Raw genomic sequence first — 22,772 nt, forward strand, 5'->3', positions numbered from 1 at the left:
TCGAGATTGGCCTTTTATCAAGAGGCCAATTTGCTTAAGGTGGCCTTATGCCGGATGCTCAGCTGACCGCACGTTCCCTCGAAACGCTCCTCGGCGAGTGGCAGGGGAACGGAGCCCACTACCAGGCGCTCGCCGACCGGGTGCGGCTGCTCGTCCTGGACGGCCGCATCCCCATCGACACCCGGCTCCCCGCCGAGCGGGACCTCGCCGGTCGCCTCGAACTGAGCCGCACCACCGTCACCGCCGCCTACCGTGAGCTGCGCGAGGCCGGCTTCGTCGACAGCATCCGGGGCTCGGGAAGCGTGACGCGACTGCCCGGGCCCGTGCTCGTCGCAGCGGCACCGATCGGCGGCGACGGCATGCTCGACTTCACCAAGGCCGCGCTGCCCGCCGCGTCCTCGCTGCCCGCAGCTGCCCGAGCCGCCGCAGAGGAGCTGCCGCACTTCCTGCCGAGCTCCGGCTACGATCCGGTCGGCCTGCCGCACCTCCGCGAGGCGATCGCCGAACGGTATCGCGCTCGCGGGCTGCCCACGGATCCCGACCAGATCCTCGTGACGGTCGGCGCGCAGCAGGCCATCGCCCTCATCGCGCGCACCCTCCTCGCACGCGGCGACCGTGCGCTCATCGAGATGCCCACCTATCCGCATGCGACCGAGTCGCTGCGGCTGGCCGGGGCGCGGCTGGTGCCGATCACGGTGACGCCGCCTGCCGGGCTGGGAGCGCATCCGGTGCGTGTGCCCGGTGGGTCGGGCGGGGTGCCGGCAGACGCGACCGGCGCGGCCGACGGCTGGGACGTGGAGGCGATCGAGCAGACGATCCGGCGCGCCAACCCGGCGCTCGCGTACCTGATCCCTGACTTCCACAACCCGACCGGGGCGTCCATGTCGCCCGAGACGCGCGCCCGAGTCATGTCGGCGGCGACGGCGCAGGGGACGATCGTGGTCGGCGACGAGACCACCGCCGACCTCGACATCGACCGGGTCGGGGAGCATCCGTCCATCGCGACGTACGGCACGCGGCACGCGGGCGACGCGCCCGTCCTGCTCATCGGATCGGCGTCGAAGAGCCTCTGGGGCGGCCTGCGGATCGGCTGGATCCGGGCAGACCGGCCGCTCATCCGCAAGCTGCTCGCGGCCAAGCCGGCGACCGATCTCGGCACGCCGATGATCGAGCAGCTGGTGGTGGCCCGGATGCTTCCGCACCTCCCCGAGATCATCGAGGAGCGCCGCGCACAACTGCGGTCGGGGCGGGACGCCGTGCGCCGGATGCTCGCAGAGACGTTCCCGGACTGGATCGTCCCCGACCTGCACGGCGGCCTCGCGGCCTGGGTCGGGATCGGGGCGCCGGTCAGTTCGGCGCTCGCGCTCGGCGCCCGCAACTACGGGCTGCTGCTGGCCGCCGGTCCGCGCTTCGGCCTCGACGGCGCCTTCGAACGGTTCCTGCGCATCCCGATCACCTACAGCGAAGACGAGACCGCCCGGGCGATCGCGGCCCTCGCGCGCGCCTGGTCGAGCTCGCTGCACGACCCGGTGCCCTACCCCGACCCCGTAGCGCTCGCCGACGTCGTCTGACCCGCACCCCATCCGGCCGTCGTTTGCCACTAGCTGCTACCAACACGCCCGGGTTGACGACATCGAGTGGCAAACGACACCCGCACTCTGTGGATAACGCCTGCACGCCACCGGCCGGCTGGTGCAGAGTCGGTGGATGCACCAGCCGCAACCGCTCCCACCGGCATTGCGCTCGCGCCCATTCGCCGTCGGCGAAGCGTTCCGTGCGTCCGTCGGCCCGGGACGCCTCCGTGCCGGCGACCTCCGGGCGCCCTTCCGGGGCGTCCGCGAACCGTCGGATGCCGAGATCACCCTCCTCTCGCGCTGCGCGGCCTTGAACACCCGGATGCCGCCGGCGGAAGCGTTCAGCCACACGACCGCCGCCCTCCTGCTCGGCCTTCCGCTCCCGCTCAGGCTGTCTCGGCCCGACGTCCTCCACCTCTCGGTGCCTCGTCCGAACCGCACGCCGAGGATCCGGGGCGTCATCGGGCATCAGCCGGCGCTCCGCGACGGTGATGTCGTCGAGTCGGCCGGGTTCAGGGTGACGAGCCCCGCCCGCACGTGGTGCGACCTGGCGCCGCACCTGTCAGTCGCGGAACTGGTGGCCGTCGGTGACGCGATCGTGCACTGGCGAAGGCCGCGTGCATCCGTCGCCGAATTGAGCTGCGCGGCAGCGCGGCTGCGCGGCAGGCCCGGTGCATCCGTCGCGCTGGCCGCAGGAGGACTCCTCCACGAGCGGTCGGAGTCGCCGCAGGAGTCCGAGCTGCGCGTGAGGTTCGTGCAGGGTGGGCTGCCGAGGCTCGACGTGAACGTCGACCTCCGGGATCGGCACGGGCGGTTCGTCGCGCGCCCCGACCTGAGGTTCCCCGAGTTCCGGGTGATCGTCGAGTACGAGGGCGACCACCATCGCACCGCGCGCACGCAGTGGCGTCGTGATCTCAAGCGCACGATCGCGCTCCAGGGGATGGGCGAGACCGTCCTCCGGCTCGGTGCCGACGATCTGACTCCCGGCACGGTCGACATCGTCGGCGACGTCCTCCGACAGCGGGGGTGGTCGTCGTTTGCCAGTAGACGTCGTCAACCCGGGCGTGTCGGCGGCAGCTAGTGGCAATCGAGTGCGAGCAGGGCGGGGCGGGAGAGGCGGTAAGTCGTACCACGGCATGAGGAATTTGCACAGGGTGCAATGAGATACTTCGGAGGCGGCGATGGGGTCGCGCTCCAAGCATCCGGATTTCACAAAGGGTACGTCTGTGCATTTTCTCGCCGTTCTCAGCATGAAGAACCGCGCACTCATCGCGCTCGTGACGATCGTCGCCGCCATCTTCGGCGGACTGGCTCTCTCGAACCTCAAGCAGGAGCTCGCCCCGTCCATCCAGTTCCCGCAGCTGGCGATCATCTCCTCATACCCGGGCGCCTCGCCCGAAGTGGTGAACAACGACGTGAGCACGCCGGTCGAGACGGCGATCCAGGGGGTGCCGAACCTCGACAGCACGTCGGCGGTCAGCAGCACCAACCAGTCACTCATCACCGCGAAGTTCACCTACGGCACCGATCTGGCCACGGCCGAGCAGAAGATCGACCAGGCGATCAACCGCATCAAGGCGACTCTGCCGTCCGGTGTCGACCCGCAGGTGATCTCGGGCAGCATCGACGACCTCCCGGTCATCCAGCTCGCCGTCACCAGCAGTCAAGACCAGAAGACTCTGGGCGACAGCATCACCAAGCTCGTCCTGCCCGACATCAAAGACGTGAAGGGCGTCAACGACGCGCAGCTGGTCGGCGAGGTCGGCCAGCGCATCACCATCGTGCCCGACCCCGCCAAGCTGGCGGCCGCCGGTCTGACGACGCAGTCGATCAAGGATGCCCTGCAGCAGAACGGCGTGCTTGTGCCGGGCGGGTCGATCACTGAGGACGGCAAGACGCTGTCGATCCAGTCGGGCACGCAGCTGACCTCGATCGACGACCTCACCAAGCTCCCGCTCATCGGCTCGAACACCGCGGCACGCGCGGGCGCTGGCGCAGCGAGCGGCGCGGGCGCAGCGAGCGGTGCAGGCGCTGCCGCCGGTGCCGCAGCCGCCGCCGCGACTCCGCCGACGCCCACGACGATCGGCGCCGTCGCCTCCGTCGCGGAGACGAGCGATCCGACCACCTCCATCTCCCGGGTCGATGGCAAACCCGCCCTCACCATCGCCGTCACCAAGCTGCCGTCCGCCAACACCGTCGAGGTGTCGAAGGGCGTGAACGACCTCATTCCGAACCTCGAGACCAAGCTCGGCAGCGGCGCGACGATCACCGTCGTGTTCGACCAGGCTCCGTTCATCACGCAGTCGATCAACTCCCTCACCGAGGAGGGCCTGCTCGGCCTCTTCTTCGCCGTCGTCGTGATCCTGGTGTTCCTGCTCTCGATCCGGGCGACCTTGGTCACTGCGATCTCGATCCCGACGAGCGTGCTGATCACGTTCATCGTGATGCAGGCCACCGGATACACCCTCAACATCATCACGCTGGGCGCGTTGACCATCGCCATCGGCCGTGTGGTCGACGACTCCATCGTGGTCATCGAGAACATCAAGAGGCAACTGGTGGCCGGCGTCGACCGGGCCACGACCATCGTGAAGGCCGTGAGGGAGGTCGCCGGAGCCATCACCGCCTCGACCATCACGACGGTGGCCGTGTTCCTTCCGCTCGCGTTCGTGGGTGATGTCACGGGTGAACTCTTCCGTCCGTTCGCCCTCACGGTGACCATCGCGCTCCTCTCGTCGTTGCTCGTCGCGCTGACGATCGTGCCCGTGCTGGCCTACTGGTTCCTCCGTCCTCCGAAGGCCCGCAAGCACGAGGGCGGCGGCAAGGAGGAATCCGCCGTGTCGCACCTCTCGATCGCGGAGGCGGCCGCCGCGGGCGAGGACGAGCTCGAGCATCCGTCGCGCCTGCAGAAGGGCTACCTGCCGGTCATCCACTGGACGCTCAAGCACTCGGTGGCGACCGTGCTGATCGCGGTGGTCGTACTCGTCGGCACCTTCGCGCTGACCCCGCTGATGAAGACGAACTTCCTCGGCTCCACCGGGCAGAACACGCTCAACGTCTCACAGACGCTCCCGCCGGGCACCAGCCTGGAGGCGCAGGACTCCGCCGCGAAGGTCGTGGAGCAGAAGCTGCTCGCCGTCGACGGCGTCAAGACGGTTCAGCTCTCGATCGGTTCGAGCGGCAGTTCGCTGCGCGACGCGTTCAGCGGTGGCGGCGGAGCGATCACGTTCTCGGTGACCACCGACCCGAACGCCGACCAGGAGAAGATCCAGAACACCGTCGAGTCCCAACTCGGCGCGATCAAGGACCAGGGCGAGATCACGGTCTCGAGTTCCAGCGGGTTCGGCGCCTCGAACGACATCGCCATCGACATCACGGCCACCAGCAACGCCGACCTGCAGAAGGCCACCGACTCGGTGGTCGCGGAGGTCAAGAAACTCGACTCGATCAAGCAGACGAGCGACAACCTGAGCGCATCCCTGCCCTACGTCGCTGTCAACGTCGACCGGAGCAAGGCGGCGGCCGTGGGCCTGAGCGAGGTCGCCGTCGGCGGCATCGTGTCGCAGGCCGTGCAGCCGACCCAGGCGGGCTCGATCGCGATCGACAACAGCTCGCTGAAGATCTACCTCCAGAGCAAGAACCCGCCCACCACTGTGGCCGCCCTGTCCGCGCTCCCCGTACCGACGGCCGCCGGACCGGTGGCGCTCAGCACGCTCGCGAGCGTGACCGAGACGAACGGCCCCGCGACGGTCACCACCCAGCGCGGCCTGCGAACCGCGACCGTCACGGCCACCCCGGGCACCGACAACCTCGGCACCGCGAACGCCGACGTCACCACGGCCCTCAAGAATGCCGATCTTCCGGCCGGCGCGACGGCGAAGATCGGCGGGGTCTCGTCGAGCCAGTCGGACGCGTTCTCGCAGCTCGGCCTGGCCCTGCTGGCGGCCATCCTGATCGTCTACATCGTGATGGTCGCGACGTTCCGCTCGCTTCGCCAACCGCTCCTGCTGCTCGTCTCGGTGCCGTTCGCCGCGACCGGCGCCATCCTGCTGCAGATCATCTCGGGCATCCCGCTCGGTGTCGCGTCGCTGATCGGCGTGCTGATGCTCATCGGAATCGTCGTTACCAACGCGATCGTGCTCATCGACCTGGTCAACCAGTACCGCACGAGGGGGATGTCGGTGACCGAGGCGGTCACGCACGGTGCCTCACGTCGTCTGCGCCCCATCCTGATGACCGCGCTTGCGACCATCGCGGCGCTCTTCCCGATGGCGATCGGCCTGACCGGCCACGGCGGCTTCATCTCGCAGCCGCTCGCGATCGTGGTGATCGGCGGCCTGATCTCGTCGACCGTGCTCACGCTCGTCGTGCTCCCGACGCTCTACAACCTCGTGGAGGGCGCCCGGGAGCGCCGGATGGCCAAGCGCGCAGCCAAGGCGGGGCGCGCACCGCACGGTCCCGAGGAGCCCGAGGTCGTGGCCGAAGCGCGCAGCTGAGGCCGGGGTCTGGCGGCCCGGCGCGCTTCGGCGCCAGGGCCGCGCCGGTCGCCGTCCGCGATCCCGGACAGGGATGCCCTGCTGGTGTTCCCCGGCGCCGCGCGCGTTGATACCGTCGGCATATGAGCACACGCCCCCTCTCCGTCGACCCGCTCTGGCCCCGCAGCGGTGACTGGCCGTCGATGGACGACGTCTACGCCGACGAGCGGATCGACCTGGCCCTGCTCGGCATCCCGACGTGGCGCACGTCCCTCTCGGCCAGCGGTGCGGGGGCGACACCGGCCGCCGTCCGCGCAGCGCTGCGCTACTACGCGGCATTCCTGTCGCCCGATCGGTCCGCGCCCGGCCTCCCGCCGCGGCTGCTCGGCGATCTGGGGTTCGCCGACGCCGGCGATGTGATCGAACCCGACGGCCCCGAGGGCGAGGGACGGGCGATCGCGGCGATGGCGGATGCGGTGTCGCGTGCATCCGTGACCGTCGCGGTGGGCGGCGACAACGCGCTCACGGTTCCCGCCGCGCTCGGCTCGTGGGGCGACGACCTCGCCACGGCCGGACTCGTGACCCTCGATGCGCACCACGACCTCCGCGACGGCGTCTCCAACGGCTCGCCGGTCCGGCGTCTGATCGAGGCCGGCATCGACGGCCGCCGCGTCGTGCAGGTCGGGATCGCCGACTTCGCGAACTCACCGGCCTACGCGGCGCGCGCCGAGGACTACGGCATCACGGTCATCCACCGCGACGAGCTGCACCGCAGGCCCATCGACGACGTGATGGCCGAGGCGCTCGACATCGCGGGCTCCGCCGGAGGTCCGGTGCACGTGGATCTCGACGTGGACGTGTGCGACCGCTCGGTGGCTCCCGGATGCCCGGCCTCGGTGCCGGGCGGCATCGCAGCGTGGGAGCTCCGGCGGGCCGCACGGGTGGCGGGGTCGTGGGAGAGCGTGCGATCGGTCGACATCGCCGAGGTGGACGCGACGGCGGATGCTCCCGACGGCCGAACCGTTCGCCTGGCGGCGCTCCTCGTGCTCGAGGTCGCGGCGGGGCTCGGCTCGCGCTGACCCGACCGGCTGACGGCCGGAAGGCGGCCGGTCAGGCGACGCGCGAGCCCGCGCGCCAGACGGAGTCGACGAGCGGCACTCCCGGACGATAGGCCAGGTGCACGTAGCCGGGCACGCGCAGCGCGACGAAGTCCGCCCGCGCACCAGCGGCGAGGTGCCCGACGTCGGTGCGGCGCAGGGCGGCCGCCCCTCCGGCCGTCGCAGCCCACACGGCCTCTGCGGGGGTCATCCCCATGTCGCGGACGGCGACGGCGATGCAGAACGCCATCGACGAGGTGAACGACGAACCCGGGTTGCAGTCGCTGGCCAGAGCGACCGTGACGCCGGCGTCGATGAGGCGGCGGGCATCCGGATACGGCTGACGGGTGGAGAACTCGACGCCGGGCAGCAGCGTGGCGACGGTGTCCGAGTCGGCCAGGGCGGCGACATCGGCGTCGGTCAGGTAGGTGCAATGGTCGACGCTCGCGGCATCGAGCTCGACCGCCAGTGCGATTCCGTCGCCCGGCCCGAGCTGGCTGGCGTGCAGCCGGACACCCAGGCCGCGCGCCGCTCCCGCCTCGAGTATGCGCCGGGACTGCTCGACCGTGAAGGCGCCGGTCTCGCAGAACACGTCGATCCATCGTGCGTTCGGTGCGCAGGCGTCGAGCATCGGCCCGGTGACGAGGTCGACGTAGCCCTCCGGATCGTCGGCGAACTCGGGCGGCACGACGTGGGCGCCGAGAAACGTGGTTTCGTCCGTGACGCGCGCAGCGAGGGCGAGCAGGCGGGCTTCGTCGTCGACGGTGAGCCCGTAGCCGCTCTTGAGCTCGAACGTCGTCGTCCCCTGGGCGTGCAATTCGGCGACGAAGGCATCGAGGCGCGCCGCCAGTTCGTCGTCGGACGCCGCGCGGGTGGCACGGACCGTACTGCGTATGCCGCCGGCGGAATACGCCTGGCCGGACATCCGGGCCTCGAACTCGGCGGCACGGTCGCCGCCGAAGACGAGGTGCGTGTGGGAGTCGACGAACCCGGGGATGACGGCGGCGCCCCCGAGGTCGATCGTCTCGCCGATGTCGCTGCCGACGCCGGCCGGGTCCGTCACCAGCTCGGCTGCCGGCCCCGACCAGAGCACCGTTCCGTCGCGCACGAGGAGCGCGGCATCCGTCACCAGGCCCAGCAGATCGGGACGCGCGGGGTCGTTGGTGACCAGCTGGCCGATGCCGGTGACGAGGGTGGCCGGGGCGGGCATCCTCAGCCCTCCTGCATCGGGATGCGCAGGCCGCGCTCGCGGGCGACCTCGGCCGCACGCTCGTAGCCGGCGTCGACGTGGCGCATGACGCCGGTTCCGGGGTCGTTGATCAGCACGCGCTCGATCTTCTCGGCGGCCAGCGGCGTTCCGTCGGCGACGATGACCTGGCCGGCGTGGATGGATCGCCCGATGCCGACCCCGCCGCCGTGGTGGATGGACACCCAGGTGGCTCCGGATGCGGTGTTCAGCAGCGCGTTGAGCAGCGGCCAGTCGGCGATGGCGTCCGACCCGTCGGCCATCGACTCGGTCTCGCGGTACGGCGAGGCCACCGAGCCGGAGTCCAGGTGGTCGCGGCCGATCACGACCGGCGCGCTGAGCTCGCCACTGGCGACCATCTCGTTGAACTTGAGGCCCGCGAGGTGCCGCTCCTTGTAGCCGAGCCAGCAGATGCGGGCGGGCAGGCCCTCGAAGTGCACCTTCTCGCCGGCCTGCGTGATCCAGCGGCGCAGGTGCTCGTCGTCGGGGAACAGCTCCAGGATCGCGCGGTCGGTCGCGGCGATGTCGGCGGGGTCGCCCGAGAGCGCCGCCCAGCGGAACGGTCCCTTGCCTTCGGCGAACAGGGGCCGGATGTACGCCGGGACGAACCCCGGGAAGTCGAAGGCGCGCTCGTACCCTCCGAGCTTCGCTTCCGCGCGCAGCGAGTTGCCGTAGTCGAAGACCTCGGCTCCGGCATCCTGGAACCCGACCATCGCCTCGACGTGCTTCGCCATCGAGGCACGGGCCTTGTCGGTAAACCCTTCGGGGTCGGCCGCCGCGGCGTCGTGCCACTCTGCGACCGTGATGCCCTCGGGGAGGTAGCTGAGCGGGTCGTGGGCGCTGGTCTGGTCGGTCACGATGTCGACGGGGACGCCGCGGGCGAGCAGCTCGGGGAACACGGTCGCCGCGTTGCCGACGAGGCCGACCGAGAGGGCGCGGCGGTCGGTCCGGGCGGCGAGCACGCGCTCGACGGCGTCGTCGAGGTCGGTCGCCAGCTCGTCCAGGTACCCGTGGTCGATGCGGCGCTGAAGGCGCGTCTCGTCGACGTCGACGATGAGAACCGCGCCCTCGTTCATGGTGACGGCGAGCGGCTGTGCGCCGCCCATGCCTCCGGCGCCGCCGGTGAGGGTGAGGGTGCCGGCGAGGGTTCCTCCGAACCGCTTGGCGGCGACCGCGGCGAACGTCTCGTAGGTGCCCTGGAGGATGCCCTGGGTTCCGATGTAGATCCAGGATCCCGCGGTCATCTGCCCGTACATGGTCAGCCCGAGAGCCTCGAGCCGGCGGAACTCGGGCCACGTCGCCCAGTCGCCCACGAGGTTCGAGTTGGCGATGAGCACCCGCGGCGCCCACTCGTGCGTGCGGAAGACGCCGACGGGCTTGCCGGACTGCACCAGCAGGGTCTCGTCGGATTCGAGGTCGCGCAGAGTGCGCACGATCGCGTCGAACGCCTCCCAGCTGCGAGCGGCGCGGCCGGTTCCGCCGTAGACGACCAGGTCGTCGGGACGCTCGGCGACATCGGGGTCGAGGTTGTTCATGAGCATCCGGAGCGGTGCCTCCGTCTGCCAGCTCTTCGCGGTCAGCTCGGTTCCGCGCGCGGCGCGGACCTCCCGTGCTCCGTCCATGTGGTTCTCCTTCGTTGTGCGTGCGTTCCGTAATCGAGTCCGGACTTGTTGGGTCGAAATCGTCGCGTTCGACCCAACAAGTCCGGAGTCGATTGTGTGGGGGGTCAGGCGAGGGCGCCCGTGACGGACTCGGCGGCGGCGAGGACGCGCCCCGACTGGACCAGGGCGACGACCGCCTCGATCTCGGGCGAGAGGTACCGATCGGGGCCGGGCCCCTCTGCGACCTCGCGGACGGCGGCGATCACAGCGCCGGTGGCGGCGCCCGGCTTCAGCGGAGCGCGCAGCTCGGCGCCGCGGGCGGCGGTCATGACCTCAATGGCGAGCACCCGGCCGAGACCGTCGAGCGACCGGCGCAGCTTGCGCGCGGCGGCCCAGCCCATCGACACGTGGTCCTCCTGCATCGCCGACGACGGGATCGAGTCGACGGATGCCGGAGCGGCGAGACGCTTCAGCTCCGAGACGATGCCGGCGGCCGTGTACTGCGCGATCATCAGGCCGGAGTCGACCCCGACCTCATGGGCGAGGAACGGCGTGAGGCCCTGATTGCGGGAGGGGTCGAGGAACCGATCGGTGCGGCGCTCCGACATGCTCGCGACATCCGCGACCGCGATCGCCAGGAAGTCGAGCACGTAGGCGACGGGCGCCCCGTGGAAGTTGCCGTTCGACTCGACCCGGCCGTCGAGGGTGAGCACGGGATTGTCGACGGCGGATGCGAGTTCGCGATCGGCGACGAGCTCGGCATGCCCGAGGGTGTCGCGGGCGGCGCCGTGCACCTGGGGCGCGCAGCGGAGCGAATACGCGTCCTGCACGCGCGTGCACTCGGGGCCCTTGTGGCTGGCCACGATCGGCGACCCGCGCAGCAGCGCGCGCAGGTTGGCCGCGGCCAGAGCCTGACCGTGCTGGGGGCGGAGGCGCTGGAGGTCGTCCGCGAACACGGCATCGGTGCCGAGCAGCGCTTCGACGCTCATCGCGGCGGCGATGTCGGCGGTGCGGAGGAGGGCCGCGAGGTCGTGGGTGGCGAGCGCGAGCATCCCGAGCATCCCGTCGGTGCCGTTGATGAGGGCGAGACCCTCCTTCTCGGCGAGCGCGACGGGCCGGATGCCCGCAGCGGCGAGTGCCTCGGCGGCCTCGGTCAGCGTTCCGGATCCCTCCGAGGCGGAGCCCACCCGCGCCTGGCCTTCGCCCATCGCGACGAGGGCGCAGTGGGCGAGGGGGGCGAGGTCGCCCGAGCATCCGAGCGAGCCGTACTCGCGCACGAGGGGGGTGATCCCGGCGTTGAGTATGGCCGCGTAGGTCTCGACGGTGGCGCGCTGCACGCCGGTGCGGCCGGTCATCAGCGTGGAGAGGCGGAGCAGCATGAGGGCGCGCACGACTTCGCGCTCGACCTCGGGGCCGCTGCCTGCTGCATGCGAGCGCACGAGGCTCGCCTGCAGCTGAGCGCGGCGGTCGGCCGGGATGAACGTGGTCGCGAGTGCGCCGAATCCGGTGGAGATGCCGTAGTGCGGTTCGACGTCGTCGGCGAGTGCGTCGACGATGGCGCGGGAGGCTTCGACGGCGTCGAGCGACGCGGGGTCGAGGGCGACCGGGGCGTCGTGGCGGGCGACGGCGACGACTTCCGCGACGGTGAGCGGTCGCGCGCCGACGGTGACGCGGTTCTTCGTGAGGAGCATGACCCCATCCCACACTCTCGCGCCCGCGCGCGCTCCTCCCCTAGACTCATCCCCGTCCGGTATCCCAGACGCGCCCCTGCGTTCCGCTCCCGCGGCTCCCGCGGCTCCCGCGGCTCCCGCGGCTCCCGCGGCTCCCGCAATCGAGTCCGGAGTTGCTGGGTCGAACGGGCCGATTTCGACCCAGCAACTCCGGACTCGATGGCGGAGGAGCCAGCATGAGCAAGGTGCCGGCGGCGGACAACACGCTGCGGATCCTGGTGCACCTCGCCGGGCAGCGGGGGCCCGTGCCGGCAGCCGCGATCGCCCACGCGCTCCAGCTGCCGCGGTCCACGGTCTATCACCTGCTCGCGGTGCTCGTGGATCACGGTTTCGTGCTGCACTTCCCGGAGGCGAAACGGTACGGCCTGGGCGTCGCATCGTACGAGCTCAGCTCGGCGTTCTCGCGCCAGGAGCCCCTCAGCCGACTCGGCCGGCCGATCCTCGCCGGGCTCGTCGACGCCATCGGAGAGTCCGGCCACGTCGCCGTGCTGCACGGCCGCGACGTCGTGTACATCGTCGAAGAGCGCGCTCCCCGGCGTCCCCGCCTCGTGACGGATGTGGGGGTGCGGCTGCCCAGTCATCTCACCGCGAGCGGCCGCGCACTCCTCGCGACGCTGCCTGCCGGTCAGCTGCGGGCTCTGTACCCGGATGCCGACGCGTTCGAGGACCGCACGGGAGCCGGACCCCACAGCTACGCCGAGCTGAAGGGCGTCGTCACGGCCGTACGCCAAGCCGGATTCGCGACCGAGGACGGCGAGGTCACGCCCGGTTTCGCGTCGGTCGCGGTGTCCGTGCGCGACCACGCGGGCTGGCCGGCGGCCGGGATCGCGATCACCTTCCCGAGGGAGAACCTCCCGGCGAGCGAGTGGCCGGCGCTCGCGGCGCGGGTGGGCGAGGCGGCGGCGGAACTGTCGCGGCGCATCCGGGGCAGCTGAACGCCGTCGGCGCCTGCCGGCATGCCGCTCGCGGCCCGTCGACCTGCCCGCCTACGGCTCTGCCAGCGTCACCTTCGTGGTGTGCATCCGGCCGTTCCGCAGATAGTCGACCGTGATCGTGTCGCCCGCCTCATGGGTCAGCTGGATCGTCGTCAGCACGTCCAGGTTCACCGCCCGCTGCCCGTTCAGCCCCGTGATCACATCACCGGCCCGGATGCCCGCCCGAGCCGCCGGCCCTCCGGGGTCGACCGCCTGCACGAACAGTCCGTCGGCGACGCCGTAGCGCACCGCCACCGCGTGCGGGATCGGGATCACCTCGACCCCGGCCGTCGGATAGGCGACTTTTCCGTGCTCGATCAGCTGGTGCGCGAGAGGCACAGCGAGAGACTGCGGCACCGCGAACCCGATGCCGACGCTGCCCGTGCTGGCCTGCCCGCCGCTGCCCGGCACGGTCGCGATCGCCGTGTTCACACCGATCAGGCGGCCGTTGCAGTCCACCAGGGCGCCGCCGGAGTTGCCGGGGTTGATCGAGGCGTCGGTCTGGATGGCGCCCACCAGGATGGCGTTGCGGTCGTCGTCGCTCGGCACCGGGACGGTACGCCCGAGGGCGCTCACGATGCCGGCGGTCACGGTGCTGGACAGTCCCAGCGGCGCGCCCAGGGCGACCACAGGCTGACCCACGGAAAGGGAACCGGAGTCGCCGATGTCGACGACCGGCAGAGCATCCGGGCTCTCGACCTTGATCACCGCGAGGTCGGTCTTCGGGTCACGGCCGATCAGCCGGGCAGGCGCCTCGTGACCGTCGCTGTAGCGCACGGAGAGCCGGGCCCCCGACGCCGCCGGCGAGATCACATGGTTGTTCGTGAGGATGTAGCCGTCGCTGGTGATGATCTCGCCGCTGCCGTTGCTGCTTCCGCCGCTGGACGCGACGAGGATCGTGACGATCGTCGGCAGCACCCGGTCGGCGACCGATGCGGCGTTGCAGGCCGCGCGCGATCCGGCGTTGAGGGCGACGGTGGTGATGGTCGCGGCGATGAATCCGCCGGCGATCAGGATGAGCGACGCGGCCACGGTGAGACCGGCGATCAGCCAGGCGCGGCCCTTCGAAGTGTGGTGCGCTGCTGTCGTGGTGGTGGGGTCGGCCGGCGTCGTGCTGGGGTCGGGCCCCGTCGGTTCGCCCGCCCCCGCGGTGCTCTCAGTCGGTTCCCGCGTCATCGTCCGCCCTTTCGCGATGCCCGTGTGCGACGCCCTACCGCGACGCCCTACCGCGACGCTCTGGCGTCAGGCTAGTGGGAGGCGCGGGCGGCGCGCTAGGAGCCGGTCCCGGCGATGGCCTTGGCGTAGCAGATCGAGTGCGGGTCGCCGACGTACGGGCCGAAGTTCGGGATGCGCTGGTAGCCGCGTCGTTCGTAAAGCGCGATGGCGGCGTGCTGCAGCGGGCCGGTCTCGAGCTGCAGCGTGCTCACCGCGGACTCGGCGGCACCCTCCTCGATCGCCGCCAGCAGTGCGGACGCGAGACCCCGGCCGCGGGCATCCTCGTGCACGAACATCCGCTTGAGCTCGGCCGTGCCGTCGCCCTTCTCGACGAGGGCGGCCATGCCGAGCGCGCGTCCCTCCGCGTCGCGGCCGACGAACACGGTGACGCCGGGCCTCTCCAGCTCCGACACGTCGAGCAGGTAGCAGCTGTCGGCCGGGTAGAGCGCGAGGGTGAACTCGTCGCCGAGCTTCAGCAGGGCCTCGACCTCGGGTGTGCGCGGCGGTTCGGCGGTCACGGTCAGGGTGCTCGGCATGCGTCCACGCTACGGGATGCTCGTAACGGCCGTGTTTCGGGGCGCGGGCGCGGGCAGGACTGTCGAGGGGCGGCGAACGCACCCAAAACCGCGCGAGACACGTGCGTTACCCGCCGCTCGGCGCCGGTCGGCGCCGCCGACGCTCAGGCGGCGGCGAAGCGGCGAGCCGAGCGGGCCTTCGCCTTCGCGGCCTCCTCGTCGCGGTTCTTCGGCGGCGCAGCCGTCACCAGGTCGTCGAGGAGATGCTGGGTGAGGTGCGCGATCTCGGCGACAGCCCGGTCGAAGGCCTCCGCGTTCGCGTGGGAGGGCTTGTTCGTCCCGCTGATCTTGCGCACGTACTGGAGGGCCGCGGCATGCACTTCGTCACTGGTCGCGGCCGGCTCGAAATTGTGAAGGGTGTGGATGTTCCGGCACATGCGTAGAGGGTACGCCGAGCTACCGACCTGCACGACCCCTCGCCACCCACTCCAGCCGGCGAAGGGTCTCCAGGTTCCGGATGTGCAGGAGGGCATCCGCGATCGGTTTCGGTATCAGCCGCACCGGCCCCGACACCGGGTACTCCTTCATCCGCACGACGCATCCGGCGCCCCGCGGCTTCACCTCGAGGATCACCCGCTCCTCGCCGGCAGGCCGGGTCTTGGCCGTGAGGACCATGCGATGCGGCGGAGCCCACACCTCGACGATCGTCTCGTCGTCGAGCACGAACGGCCAGACGCCGATGGAATGGTGCAGTTTGGCGCCGGGCGCCGGATACGCGTTATCGGCTCCGCGCATCCGGGAGGCGCCGACCACCCAGGTCGGGTAGACCCAGGGGTCGGCGAGTACGGCGAACAGCTCGTCGGGGGTGCAGTCGAGTGTGCGGGTCGTGACGGACACGGCTACTGCTCCGGCGATCCGTGGGGACGGAGGTGGAGGTCGTCCGGCAGCCCCGGGAACGGCGGGATGGGCGGCGGCACCTCGGCAGGGACGTTCGCCGAATCCACGGCGAGCGAGGGCAGCTCACGCATCCCGAACTCGTGTCGCAGTGCGCTTCGCGCCGCGTAGTAGCCCGCGAGCCCGTGAACCCCGGGGCCGGGCACAGCGGAGGCGGAGGCCAGGTAGAGGCCGCGACCGGGCATCCGCCACGGCTCGGTCGAGACGACCGGCCTGGCGATGAGCTGCTTCAGGGTGGGGGCGCCGGCGGAGATGTCGCCGCCGACGTAGTTGGGGTTGTAGAGCTCCATCTGGGCGGCGGTGCGTGAGGCGGAGCCGAGGATGAGGTCGCGGAACCCGGGGGCGAAGCGCTCGATCTGCCGGATGATCGCCTCCTTCTGGTCGACCGTCGATCCGCGAGGCACGTGGGTGTACGCCCAGAGGACGTGCTGCCCGGCGGGGGCCCGCGTGGGGTCGAACAGAGACGGCTGCGACACCAGCACGTACGGGTCGTCGCTGAGCCGGCCGGCGGCGACGTCGCGCTCGGAGCGGGCGATGGCTGCGCGGGTGCCTCCGAGGTGCACGGTCGCCGTCTCGTAGAGCTCCGGGTTCGCCCACGGCACCGGACCCGACAGCGCGAAGTCGACCTTCGAGACGCCGTTGCCCGTGCGGAAGGCGGCGATGCGGCGCAGGTAGCCGGCCGGCAGTCGGTCCTCACCGAGACGTGCGGCGGCCTCCGCGCCGGTGTCGAAGAGGACGACGCGCGAGTCGGGCAGGTCGCCGAGGCTCGCGACGTCGGCGCCGGTGGTCACCTCGCCTCCGTGGGCCTCGAGATCGGCGACCATCGCATCCGCGATCGCCTGACTGCCGCCGATCGGGATCGGCCAGCCGCGCGCGTGCGCATACGTGGCGAGGGTGAGGCCGGCGGCGGCGCCCGCCAGGCTCGGCAGCGCGAGCGTCGAGTGCGCGAACACGCCCGTGAGCATGGCGCCCGCCTCCTCCCCGCGGAATCCGGCGTCCCACCACGGTCCGGCCTGGCTGAGCGCGGCCAGCCCGAACCGGGCGGCCGTCATCGGATGCCGCGGCACCTGGAACAGCTGCGATCCGGTGAACTGCGCCACCTCGTCCGCATGCCGGGCGAGCGGGCCGAGCAGTCTGCGCCAGGCGGGCCCGTCCGCTCCCAGCCCCTCGGCCGTGCGCTCGATGTCGCGGTAGGCGATCGCGGCGCGGCCGCCGTCGAGCGGATGCCCGTACGATGCGGTCGGCACGACGAACTCGACGCGGCGATCGAGTTGGAATCGCTGGAAGAACCCGGAGGCGAAGGCGAGCGGATGCACGGCTGAGCAGACATCGTGCGCGAAGCCCGGCAGCGTCAGGGCCTCGGTGCGTATCCCACCCCCGACCGTGGTGTTGCGCTCGTAGACGTGCACCGAGAGTCCGGCGCGGGCCAGCGTCACGGCGGCGGCGAGCCCGTTGGGGCCCGAGCCGACGACGATCGCGTCGGGAGTGGTGGTCATCCCTCTCTTATACCCCCTGCGATCGGGTGTGCCCAGGTGTGCGCTCGTATAGCCGCGTCGATCAGAAGTCTCCGACCATTCCCAGCATCGATCCTGTAATGTAGGTAAGTCGGCTCTTGACACCGCGCTTTTCTGTGCGGATGGGTTTGTAAGTCAGGTGGGCCGGTTTCGTCGCCAATCGGCGGGCGAATGATCACAAGTATGTGAACGGCCCCGGCCAAAGACTGCCCGGGTTCTCCCGAAGCGCGAGATCTCATCGCGCGCTCCGTTATGCACACGAGAACAACCCAGGAAGAAACAGTCATGCCCGGATTCAAGAAGCATGGAAACAACGCCGCCGGCGGCGCCCGCAAAGGTGGACCGAAGGCAGGCAGCCGCAGCGAGGGGCACCGCGGGTACCGACCCGTCGAAGAGGCCCCCAAGAAGCAGCGCTGGAACGCCGACGAGCGTGCCGCCCGTGGCCGCGCCACGTACGGAAGCCGTACCGACGCTCCCGCGGGCGCTGCCGCCAACGGCCGCAAGGAGCGCCCGAACTGGGAGCCCCGCGGCAAGGATGCCCGACGCACCTGGCAGGCCAACGACGAGCGCGCCGGCCGCACCGGTGAGCGCACGGACCGTGACGCTCGTGGAGACCGCGACGCTCGTGGAGACCGCGGCAACCGCTTCGGCGACGACCGTGCGCCCCGTCGCGACTTCGGCGGCGACCGCGCACCCCGCCGTGAGTACGACAACGACCGTCCGCGTCGTTCGTTCGATGACCGCGCGCCGCGTCGTGACGACAACGACCGTCCGCGTCGTTCGTTCGACGGTGACCGTGCCCCGCGCGGCGACGCCGGAAGCGACCGTCCGCGTCGTTCGTTCGATGGCGACCGCGCACCGCGTCGCGATGACAACGACCGCCCCCGTCGTTCCTTCGACGGCGATCGCGCTCCGCGTCGGGATGACCGCGCGCCCCGCCGTGAGTTCGACAACGACCGTCCGCGTCGTTCCTTCGACGGTGACCGCGCTCCGCGTCGTGACGACAACGACCGTCCGCGTCGTTCCTTCGACGGCGACCGCGCCCCTCGTCGCGATGACAACGACCGTCCCCGTCGTTCGTTCGACGGTGACCGCGCCCCGCGCCGCGACTTCGGCAACGACCGCGCCCCGCGCCGCGACTTCGGCAACGACCGCGCCCCGCGTCGCGACAGCGACTCCTCCTTCTACCCGAAGCGCGACGAGAAGCCGGCCTTCACCGCGCACGACGACGTCGTGCTCGAGCGTCTCGAGGCCGACGCCATCCAGGCAGCGGACGTCGACGGCGTCAGCTTCGGCGACCTCGGCATCGGTGGGAACATCGAGCGCGCGCTCGCCGAGCTCGGCGCCGCGAAGCCGTTCCCGATCCAGGCCGCGACCATCCCGGACGTGCTCGCCGGCAAGGACGTCCTCGGCCGTGGACGCACGGGCTCCGGCAAGACCATCGCCTTCGGCGCCCCGCTCGTCGAGCGTCTGATGACGCTCTGGGCGGAGTCGGGCAAGTCGGGCGGAAAGCGCCAGATGGGCCGCAAGCCGCGCGCCCTCATCCTGGCCCCGACACGTGAGCTCGCCCTGCAGATCGACCGCACGGTGCAGCCGATCGCGCGCAGCGTCGGCCTCTTCACCACCCAGATCTACGGCGGCGTTCCGCAGCAGCGCCAGGTGGGCGCGCTGCAGCGCGGCGTCGACATCGTGGTGGGCACCCCCGGCCGCATCGAAGACCTCATCGAGCAGGGCCGTCTCGACCTCAGCGAGGTCGTCATCACGGTGCTCGACGAGGCCGACCACATGTGCGACCTGGGCTTCCTCGAGCCGGTGCAGCGCATCCTGCGCGAGACCGCCGAGGGCGGCCAGAAGCTGCTGTTCTCTGCGACCCTCGACAAGGGCGTGGCACAGCTCGTCAACGAGTTCCTCCCGGAGCCGTCCGTGCACGAGGTCGCCGGCGAAGACCAGGCGTCCTCGACCATCGACCACCGCGTTCTCGTGGTGGAGCACCGCGACAAGGGCGCCATCATCGAGCAGCTCGCCGACCGCGAAGGCAAGACTCTGGTCTTCGCCCGCACCCGCGCCTTCGCCGAGATGCTCGCCGACCAGCTCGACGACGCCGGCATCCCGGCTGTCAGCCTGCACGGCGACCTCAACCAGTCCCGCCGCACCCGCAACCTCGCGCAGCTCACCAGCGGCCGGGTCAACGTGCTGGTGGCGACGGATGTGGCCGCGCGCGGCATCCACGTGGACGACATCGACCTGGTCATCCAGGCCGACGCCCCGGATGAGTACAAGACCTACCTGCACCGCTCGGGCCGCACGGGCCGCGCCGGCAAGCAGGGCACCGTGGTCACGCTCATCCCGCGTCAGCGTCAGCGCCGCATGAGCGAGCTGCTCGGCCGTGCCGAGATCGAGGCCGAGTTCGTGTCGGCCATTCCCGGCGACCAGCTGATCACCGACCTCGCGCAGCTCGGCGCGTAAGCACCGCCTGTCGCGTCACGGAACGCCCTTCCCGCCTGCCGGGGAGGGCGTTCCTGCGTGTGCGCCCGTCGGTCGTGCGCTCCGATCGGGTGAAGCGGACCGCTTCGCGGACAGCGCGGCGCTCCCGAGTGAGGATCCGACCCGCAAGGCGTTCGTTTCCGCGCTCCGGGACTGCTTATCCACAGCCTCCCGGCGCTCCCCGCCCCCGAGTTGCCCCAAAGTGTCGTTATAACGCCGGAATCGGGGCTCATAACGACACTTTGGGGCAACTCAGCGGGCGCGCCTTGGCGGCGACGCGATGGGGCGCGCTGGGCGCGGCGTGATCACGCGGGCAGGGATAGCTGCCCCAGCGCGTGGCGCCCGAGGGACGCCATCCGGGGGTTGTCGTCGGAGTGGGCGGCCAGGGCCGACCCCATCGCGACGGCCCAGCCGTGGGCGCGGAGCCACGTGTCGTCGTTGACGGGGGAGAGCTGCTGGAGGCGCTCCCGGAACACCGCTCGCGCATCCGGTTCGAAAGTCAGCCAGGCCGTGGCGAGGTCGGTGGCCGGGTCGCCCGCGGTCAGGTCTCCGAAGTCGATGACCGCGGCGAGCTGACGCGGCGATTCCGCGGTGAGCATCAGATTGCCGGGGTGGAGGTCGCCGTGCAGCCAGATCGCGGGCCCGCTCCACGGCGGAGTCGCGAGAGCGCGCTCCCACGTCGCGATCAGCGGAGCGACGTCGTGCCGTTCCGCGAGGTGTTCGAGCCGCTCGCGGACCGCCCGGTCCCGGGTGGCCAGCGGCACCCCACGCACCGGATTGTGCGGGACGTCCTGGCCGGCCGGTGCGGGGATGTGCAGAGCGGCCACGAATTCGGCGAGCGGCCCCGCGATGGGCGAGCGCTCGGCACCGGAGACGTCGGCGCCGTCGATGCCGTCGACCCACCGGACGATGCTCCACGGCCAGGGGAAGTCGCTACTCGGCATCCCGACCCGCACCGGCACCGGCACGGCCACAGGGAGTCTAGGGGCCAGACGCGGGAGCCAGGTCTGCTCGTTGACGATCAGCTGCACGGCGACCTGACGGCGGGGGATGCGGACCGCGAGGTCGCCTCCGAGGCGGTAGATCACGTTGTCCCAGCCGTCCGCGACCAGTGCCAGCGGCCCGGCGAGGTCCGGATGCTGCGCCTCGATCAGCGATGCGACCAGGGCGGCGTCGACGTGGATGTCGGCTTCGGGGGTGAGCACACCCGACGATATCAAGCGCCGGATGCCCTACCCGCCGCTCCCCGCCCCTCGCGGCCGTCGTCACCCCACATCGAAGCGCAGCAGCGCGACGGTCACCCCACCGACGACCGCAGCAACGCGAACGACGACGGCCCGAGCGTCAGCGCGGCCGCTTCGCCGAGCACCAGCTCGGTGTCGCTCGACAGCTCCAGCGTCCACGCGCCGCCCGGCGCAGCGGGCAGTGCGAAGTCCACCCCGTTGCCGGCCGCGTTGAGGAGCAGTGCGAACGAGTCCGTGCCCTCGTGCATCAGCACGAAGGTGATCGCCTTCGCGTCGGGGTCGTCCCAGTCGGCGTCTTCGAACGCGGCACCGTCGGCGCGCACGATGTCCACCGTCAGCGGGCCGCCGACCTCCGGCGAGCGGCGGTACCAGTCCGGGCGCAGCGCGGGCTCGGCGAGGCGCAACCGGATGAGCGCCTGCGTGAACTCCCGCAGCTCCGTGTCCGCGGCGTCCCAGTCGAACCACGAGATCTCGTTGTCCTGGGCGTAGGCGTTGTTGTTGCCCTGCTGCGTGCGGCCGATCTCGTCGCCGCCGAGGATCATCGGCACACCGGCCGAGAGCAGCAGCGTCGCGAGGAGGTTCTTGCGCTGCCGCGCGCGGCGGGCGAGGATCTCCGGGTCGACGGTCGGGCCCTCGGCGCCGTTGTTGCTGGAGCGGTTGTCGGACTCGCCGTCGACGTTCCCTTCGCCGTTGGCCTCGTTGTGCTTCTCGTCGTAGCTGGTGAGGTCGGCGAGCGTGAAGCCGTCGTGGGCGGTGACGAAGTTCACGCTCGACAGAGGCGAACGGCGCGAGTCCTCGTAGACGTCCGGGCTGCCGAGCACACGCTGCGAGAGCGTGGCGAGCACCCCGTCGGTCCCGCGCCAGAAGTCACGCACGTCATCCCGGAACTTGCCGTTCCATTCCGACCAGTCGGCGGGGAAGCCGCCCAGCTGATAGCCGGCCGTGTCCCACGGTTCGGCGATCATGTGCACCGGGGCGAGCGTCGGATCCTGCTGGATGAGCGTGAGGAACGCGCTGTGCAGGCTGGCGTCCCCGCCCTGACGCGTGAGGGTGGTCGCGAGGTCGAAGCGGAAGCCGTCCACGTGCATCTCGGTCACCCAGTAGCGCAGCGAGTCCATGATCAGCCCGAGGGCCGCCGGGTGGCTGACGTTCACGCTGTTGCCGGTGCCGGTCGTGTCGAAGTAGTGGGCGAGGTCGCCGTCGACCAGCCGGTAGTACGACTCGTTGTCGATGCCTTTCAGCGACAGGGTCGGCCCGAGGTCGTTGCCTTCGGCGGTGTGGTTGTACACCACATCCAGGATGACCTCGATGCCGGCCGCGTGCAGCGACTTGACCAGGTTCTTGAACTCGTCCACCTGTCCGCCGAGGTCGCCGGCGGCCGAGTACTCGTTGTGCGGGGCGAAGAAACCCAGGGTGTTGTAGCCCCAGTAGTTGCGCAGCCCCTGCTCTTCGAGGTGCGCATCCTGGGCGAACTGGTGAACGGGCATGAGTTCGACCGCGGTCACGCCCAGCGAGGTCAGGCTCTCGATGGCGGCCGGATGCGCGAGCCCGGCGTAGGTGCCGCGCAGCTCCTCAGGCACCCCCGGATGCCGCATGGTGAAGCCCTTCACGTGGGTCTCGTAGAGGATGCTCTCCGACAGCCGGGTGCGCGGCGGACGGTCGTCGCCCCAGTCGAACGAGTCGGGGTCGGTGACGACTCCGAGCATCACGTGCCCGGCGCCGTCGGTCGTGTCGAGCTCGGCCGGGTCGTCCAGGTCGTGGCCGAAGACCGCCTGTCCCCAGTCGTAGGCGCCGGTGATCGCGGTGGCGTGCGGGTCGAGCAGCACCTTGGCCGCGTTGAACCGCAGCCCAGCATCCGGAGCCCACGGACCGTGGACCCGCAACCCGTAACGGGTGCCGGGGCGCATCCCCTCGACGAGCCCGTGGAACACATGGCCGGTGCGGCTGATCAGTTCGGTGCGGGTCTCCGAGCCGTCGTCGGCGAACACGGAGACCTCGATGGTCTCGGCGCGCTCGCTGTAGACGGCGACGTTGGCCCCGCCGTCCATGAGGCTGACGCCGAGCGGATATGGGAACGAGTTCGAGTCGCTCAGCACGGCGGCGAGACCTTCTCCACCGTCGGGGCTTCCCCGTCGGCCTGGTGCACCGT

The 22,772-nt window shown here is 71.1% G+C and carries 16 protein-coding genes; 6 read left to right on the plus strand and 10 right to left on the minus strand.

Going from position 1 to position 22,772, the window contains the following annotated elements:
• Nucleotides 1–47 precede the first annotated feature (47 nt).
• The 4 genes from ACFVV5_RS02675 to ACFVV5_RS02690 all read left to right on the plus strand — a co-directional run bounded on the left by ACFVV5_RS02675 (nucleotide 48) and on the right by ACFVV5_RS02690 (nucleotide 7,128).
• Nucleotides 48–1,571 carry a PLP-dependent aminotransferase family protein gene (locus ACFVV5_RS02675; protein ID WP_387238521.1) on the plus strand — a complete coding sequence of 508 codons (1,524 nt, stop codon included), beginning with the start codon at nucleotides 48–50 and terminating at the stop codon, nucleotides 1,569–1,571.
• A 136-nt stretch (nucleotides 1,572–1,707) separates the two neighbouring features.
• A complete protein-coding gene (locus ACFVV5_RS02680) occupies nucleotides 1,708–2,655 on the plus strand; it encodes a hypothetical protein (RefSeq protein WP_387238524.1) in 948 nt (315 codons plus the stop codon).
• 145 nt (nucleotides 2,656–2,800) lie between these two features.
• A complete protein-coding gene (locus ACFVV5_RS02685; RefSeq protein ID WP_387238527.1) occupies nucleotides 2,801–6,070 on the plus strand; it encodes an efflux RND transporter permease subunit in 3,270 nt (1,089 codons plus the stop codon).
• A gap of 122 nt (nucleotides 6,071–6,192) precedes the next feature.
• Nucleotides 6,193–7,128 carry an arginase family protein gene (locus ACFVV5_RS02690; RefSeq protein ID WP_387238530.1) on the plus strand — a complete coding sequence of 312 codons (936 nt, stop codon included), beginning with the start codon at nucleotides 6,193–6,195 and terminating at the stop codon, nucleotides 7,126–7,128.
• A 31-nt stretch (nucleotides 7,129–7,159) separates the two neighbouring features.
• Here the strand turns inward: ACFVV5_RS02690 and hutI are convergent, their stop codons facing one another.
• The 3 genes from hutI to hutH all read right to left on the minus strand — a co-directional run bounded on the left by hutI (nucleotide 7,160) and on the right by hutH (nucleotide 11,684).
• Entirely contained in the window at nucleotides 7,160–8,356 is a 1,197-nt protein-coding gene (hutI, locus tag ACFVV5_RS02695; protein ID WP_387238533.1) for an imidazolonepropionase, read from the minus strand.
• A 2-nt stretch (nucleotides 8,357–8,358) separates the two neighbouring features.
• Complete coding sequence (gene hutU / locus ACFVV5_RS02700) at nucleotides 8,359–10,014, minus strand: urocanate hydratase (protein WP_387238536.1); 1,656 nt, start codon at nucleotides 10,012–10,014, stop codon at nucleotides 8,359–8,361.
• A 104-nt stretch (nucleotides 10,015–10,118) separates the two neighbouring features.
• Nucleotides 10,119–11,684 (minus strand): histidine ammonia-lyase, encoded by a 1,566-nt coding sequence (hutH, locus tag ACFVV5_RS02705; RefSeq protein WP_387238539.1) that lies wholly within the window; start codon nucleotides 11,682–11,684, stop codon nucleotides 10,119–10,121.
• Between the two features lie 215 nt (nucleotides 11,685–11,899).
• On the opposite strand from hutH, the gene ACFVV5_RS02710 reads away from it, so the two are divergent.
• The gene (locus ACFVV5_RS02710; protein WP_387238543.1) at nucleotides 11,900–12,658 is read left to right on the plus strand and encodes an IclR family transcriptional regulator; all 759 of its coding nucleotides are present in this window, start codon (nucleotides 11,900–11,902) and stop codon (nucleotides 12,656–12,658) included.
• Between the two features lie 51 nt (nucleotides 12,659–12,709).
• Here the strand turns inward: ACFVV5_RS02710 and ACFVV5_RS02715 are convergent, their stop codons facing one another.
• The 5 genes from ACFVV5_RS02715 to ACFVV5_RS02735 form a co-directional block, all read right to left on the minus strand.
• Entirely contained in the window at nucleotides 12,710–13,873 is a 1,164-nt protein-coding gene (locus ACFVV5_RS02715) for a S1C family serine protease (protein WP_387238546.1), read from the minus strand.
• A gap of 95 nt (nucleotides 13,874–13,968) precedes the next feature.
• Nucleotides 13,969–14,448, minus strand: coding sequence for a GNAT family N-acetyltransferase (locus ACFVV5_RS02720; RefSeq protein WP_387238549.1), 480 nt, complete (start codon nucleotides 14,446–14,448; stop codon nucleotides 13,969–13,971).
• A gap of 143 nt (nucleotides 14,449–14,591) precedes the next feature.
• Nucleotides 14,592–14,864: a DUF2277 domain-containing protein gene (locus ACFVV5_RS02725; protein WP_387238552.1), complete on the minus strand. Its 273-nt coding sequence runs from the start codon at nucleotides 14,862–14,864 to the stop codon at nucleotides 14,592–14,594.
• Nucleotides 14,865–14,883: 19 nt separating this feature from the next.
• Nucleotides 14,884–15,324 (minus strand): SRPBCC family protein, encoded by a 441-nt coding sequence (locus ACFVV5_RS02730; RefSeq protein ID WP_387238555.1) that lies wholly within the window; start codon nucleotides 15,322–15,324, stop codon nucleotides 14,884–14,886.
• Between the two features lie 2 nt (nucleotides 15,325–15,326).
• Complete coding sequence (locus ACFVV5_RS02735; protein ID WP_387238558.1) at nucleotides 15,327–16,877, minus strand: phytoene desaturase family protein; 1,551 nt, start codon at nucleotides 16,875–16,877, stop codon at nucleotides 15,327–15,329.
• Nucleotides 16,878–17,180: 303 nt separating this feature from the next.
• On the opposite strand from ACFVV5_RS02735, the gene ACFVV5_RS02740 reads away from it, so the two are divergent.
• Nucleotides 17,181–19,361 (plus strand): DEAD/DEAH box helicase, encoded by a 2,181-nt coding sequence (locus ACFVV5_RS02740; protein WP_387238561.1) that lies wholly within the window; start codon nucleotides 17,181–17,183, stop codon nucleotides 19,359–19,361.
• Nucleotides 19,362–19,684: 323 nt separating this feature from the next.
• Here the strand turns inward: ACFVV5_RS02740 and ACFVV5_RS02745 are convergent, their stop codons facing one another.
• Nucleotides 19,685–20,584 (minus strand): aminoglycoside phosphotransferase family protein, encoded by a 900-nt coding sequence (locus ACFVV5_RS02745; RefSeq protein WP_387238564.1) that lies wholly within the window; start codon nucleotides 20,582–20,584, stop codon nucleotides 19,685–19,687.
• A gap of 92 nt (nucleotides 20,585–20,676) precedes the next feature.
• The gene (gene glgX, locus ACFVV5_RS02750) at nucleotides 20,677–22,719 is read right to left on the minus strand and encodes a glycogen debranching protein GlgX (RefSeq protein WP_387238567.1); all 2,043 of its coding nucleotides are present in this window, start codon (nucleotides 22,717–22,719) and stop codon (nucleotides 20,677–20,679) included.
• Between the last annotated feature and the right edge of the window lie 53 nt (nucleotides 22,720–22,772).

The organism is Leifsonia sp. NPDC058248, from assembly GCF_042881905.1.
In the GTDB taxonomy this organism is placed as follows: Bacteria; Actinomycetota; Actinomycetes; order Actinomycetales; family Microbacteriaceae; genus Leifsonia.

What these genes read in the sequence shown, in the direction of transcription:
- ACFVV5_RS02675 (WP_387238521.1), top strand. Translation starts at nt 48, where the DNA reads ATGCCGGATGCTCAGCTGACCGCACGTTCCCTCGAAACGCTCCTCGGC.
- ACFVV5_RS02680 (WP_387238524.1), top strand. Translation starts at nt 1,708, where the DNA reads ATGCACCAGCCGCAACCGCTCCCACCGGCATTGCGCTCGCGCCCATTC.
- ACFVV5_RS02690 (WP_387238530.1), top strand. Translation starts at nt 6,193, where the DNA reads ATGAGCACACGCCCCCTCTCCGTCGACCCGCTCTGGCCCCGCAGCGGT.
- hutI (WP_387238533.1), bottom strand. Translation starts at nt 8,356, where the DNA reads ATGCCCGCCCCGGCCACCCTCGTCACCGGCATCGGCCAGCTGGTCACC.
- hutU (WP_387238536.1), bottom strand. Translation starts at nt 10,014, where the DNA reads ATGGACGGAGCACGGGAGGTCCGCGCCGCGCGCGGAACCGAGCTGACC.
- hutH (WP_387238539.1), bottom strand. Translation starts at nt 11,684, where the DNA reads ATGCTCCTCACGAAGAACCGCGTCACCGTCGGCGCGCGACCGCTCACC.
- ACFVV5_RS02710 (WP_387238543.1), top strand. Translation starts at nt 11,900, where the DNA reads ATGAGCAAGGTGCCGGCGGCGGACAACACGCTGCGGATCCTGGTGCAC.
- ACFVV5_RS02715 (WP_387238546.1), bottom strand. Translation starts at nt 13,873, where the DNA reads ATGACGCGGGAACCGACTGAGAGCACCGCGGGGGCGGGCGAACCGACG.
- ACFVV5_RS02720 (WP_387238549.1), bottom strand. Translation starts at nt 14,448, where the DNA reads ATGCCGAGCACCCTGACCGTGACCGCCGAACCGCCGCGCACACCCGAG.
- ACFVV5_RS02725 (WP_387238552.1), bottom strand. Translation starts at nt 14,864, where the DNA reads ATGTGCCGGAACATCCACACCCTTCACAATTTCGAGCCGGCCGCGACC.
- ACFVV5_RS02735 (WP_387238558.1), bottom strand. Translation starts at nt 16,877, where the DNA reads ATGACCACCACTCCCGACGCGATCGTCGTCGGCTCGGGCCCCAACGGG.
- ACFVV5_RS02740 (WP_387238561.1), top strand. Translation starts at nt 17,181, where the DNA reads ATGCCCGGATTCAAGAAGCATGGAAACAACGCCGCCGGCGGCGCCCGC.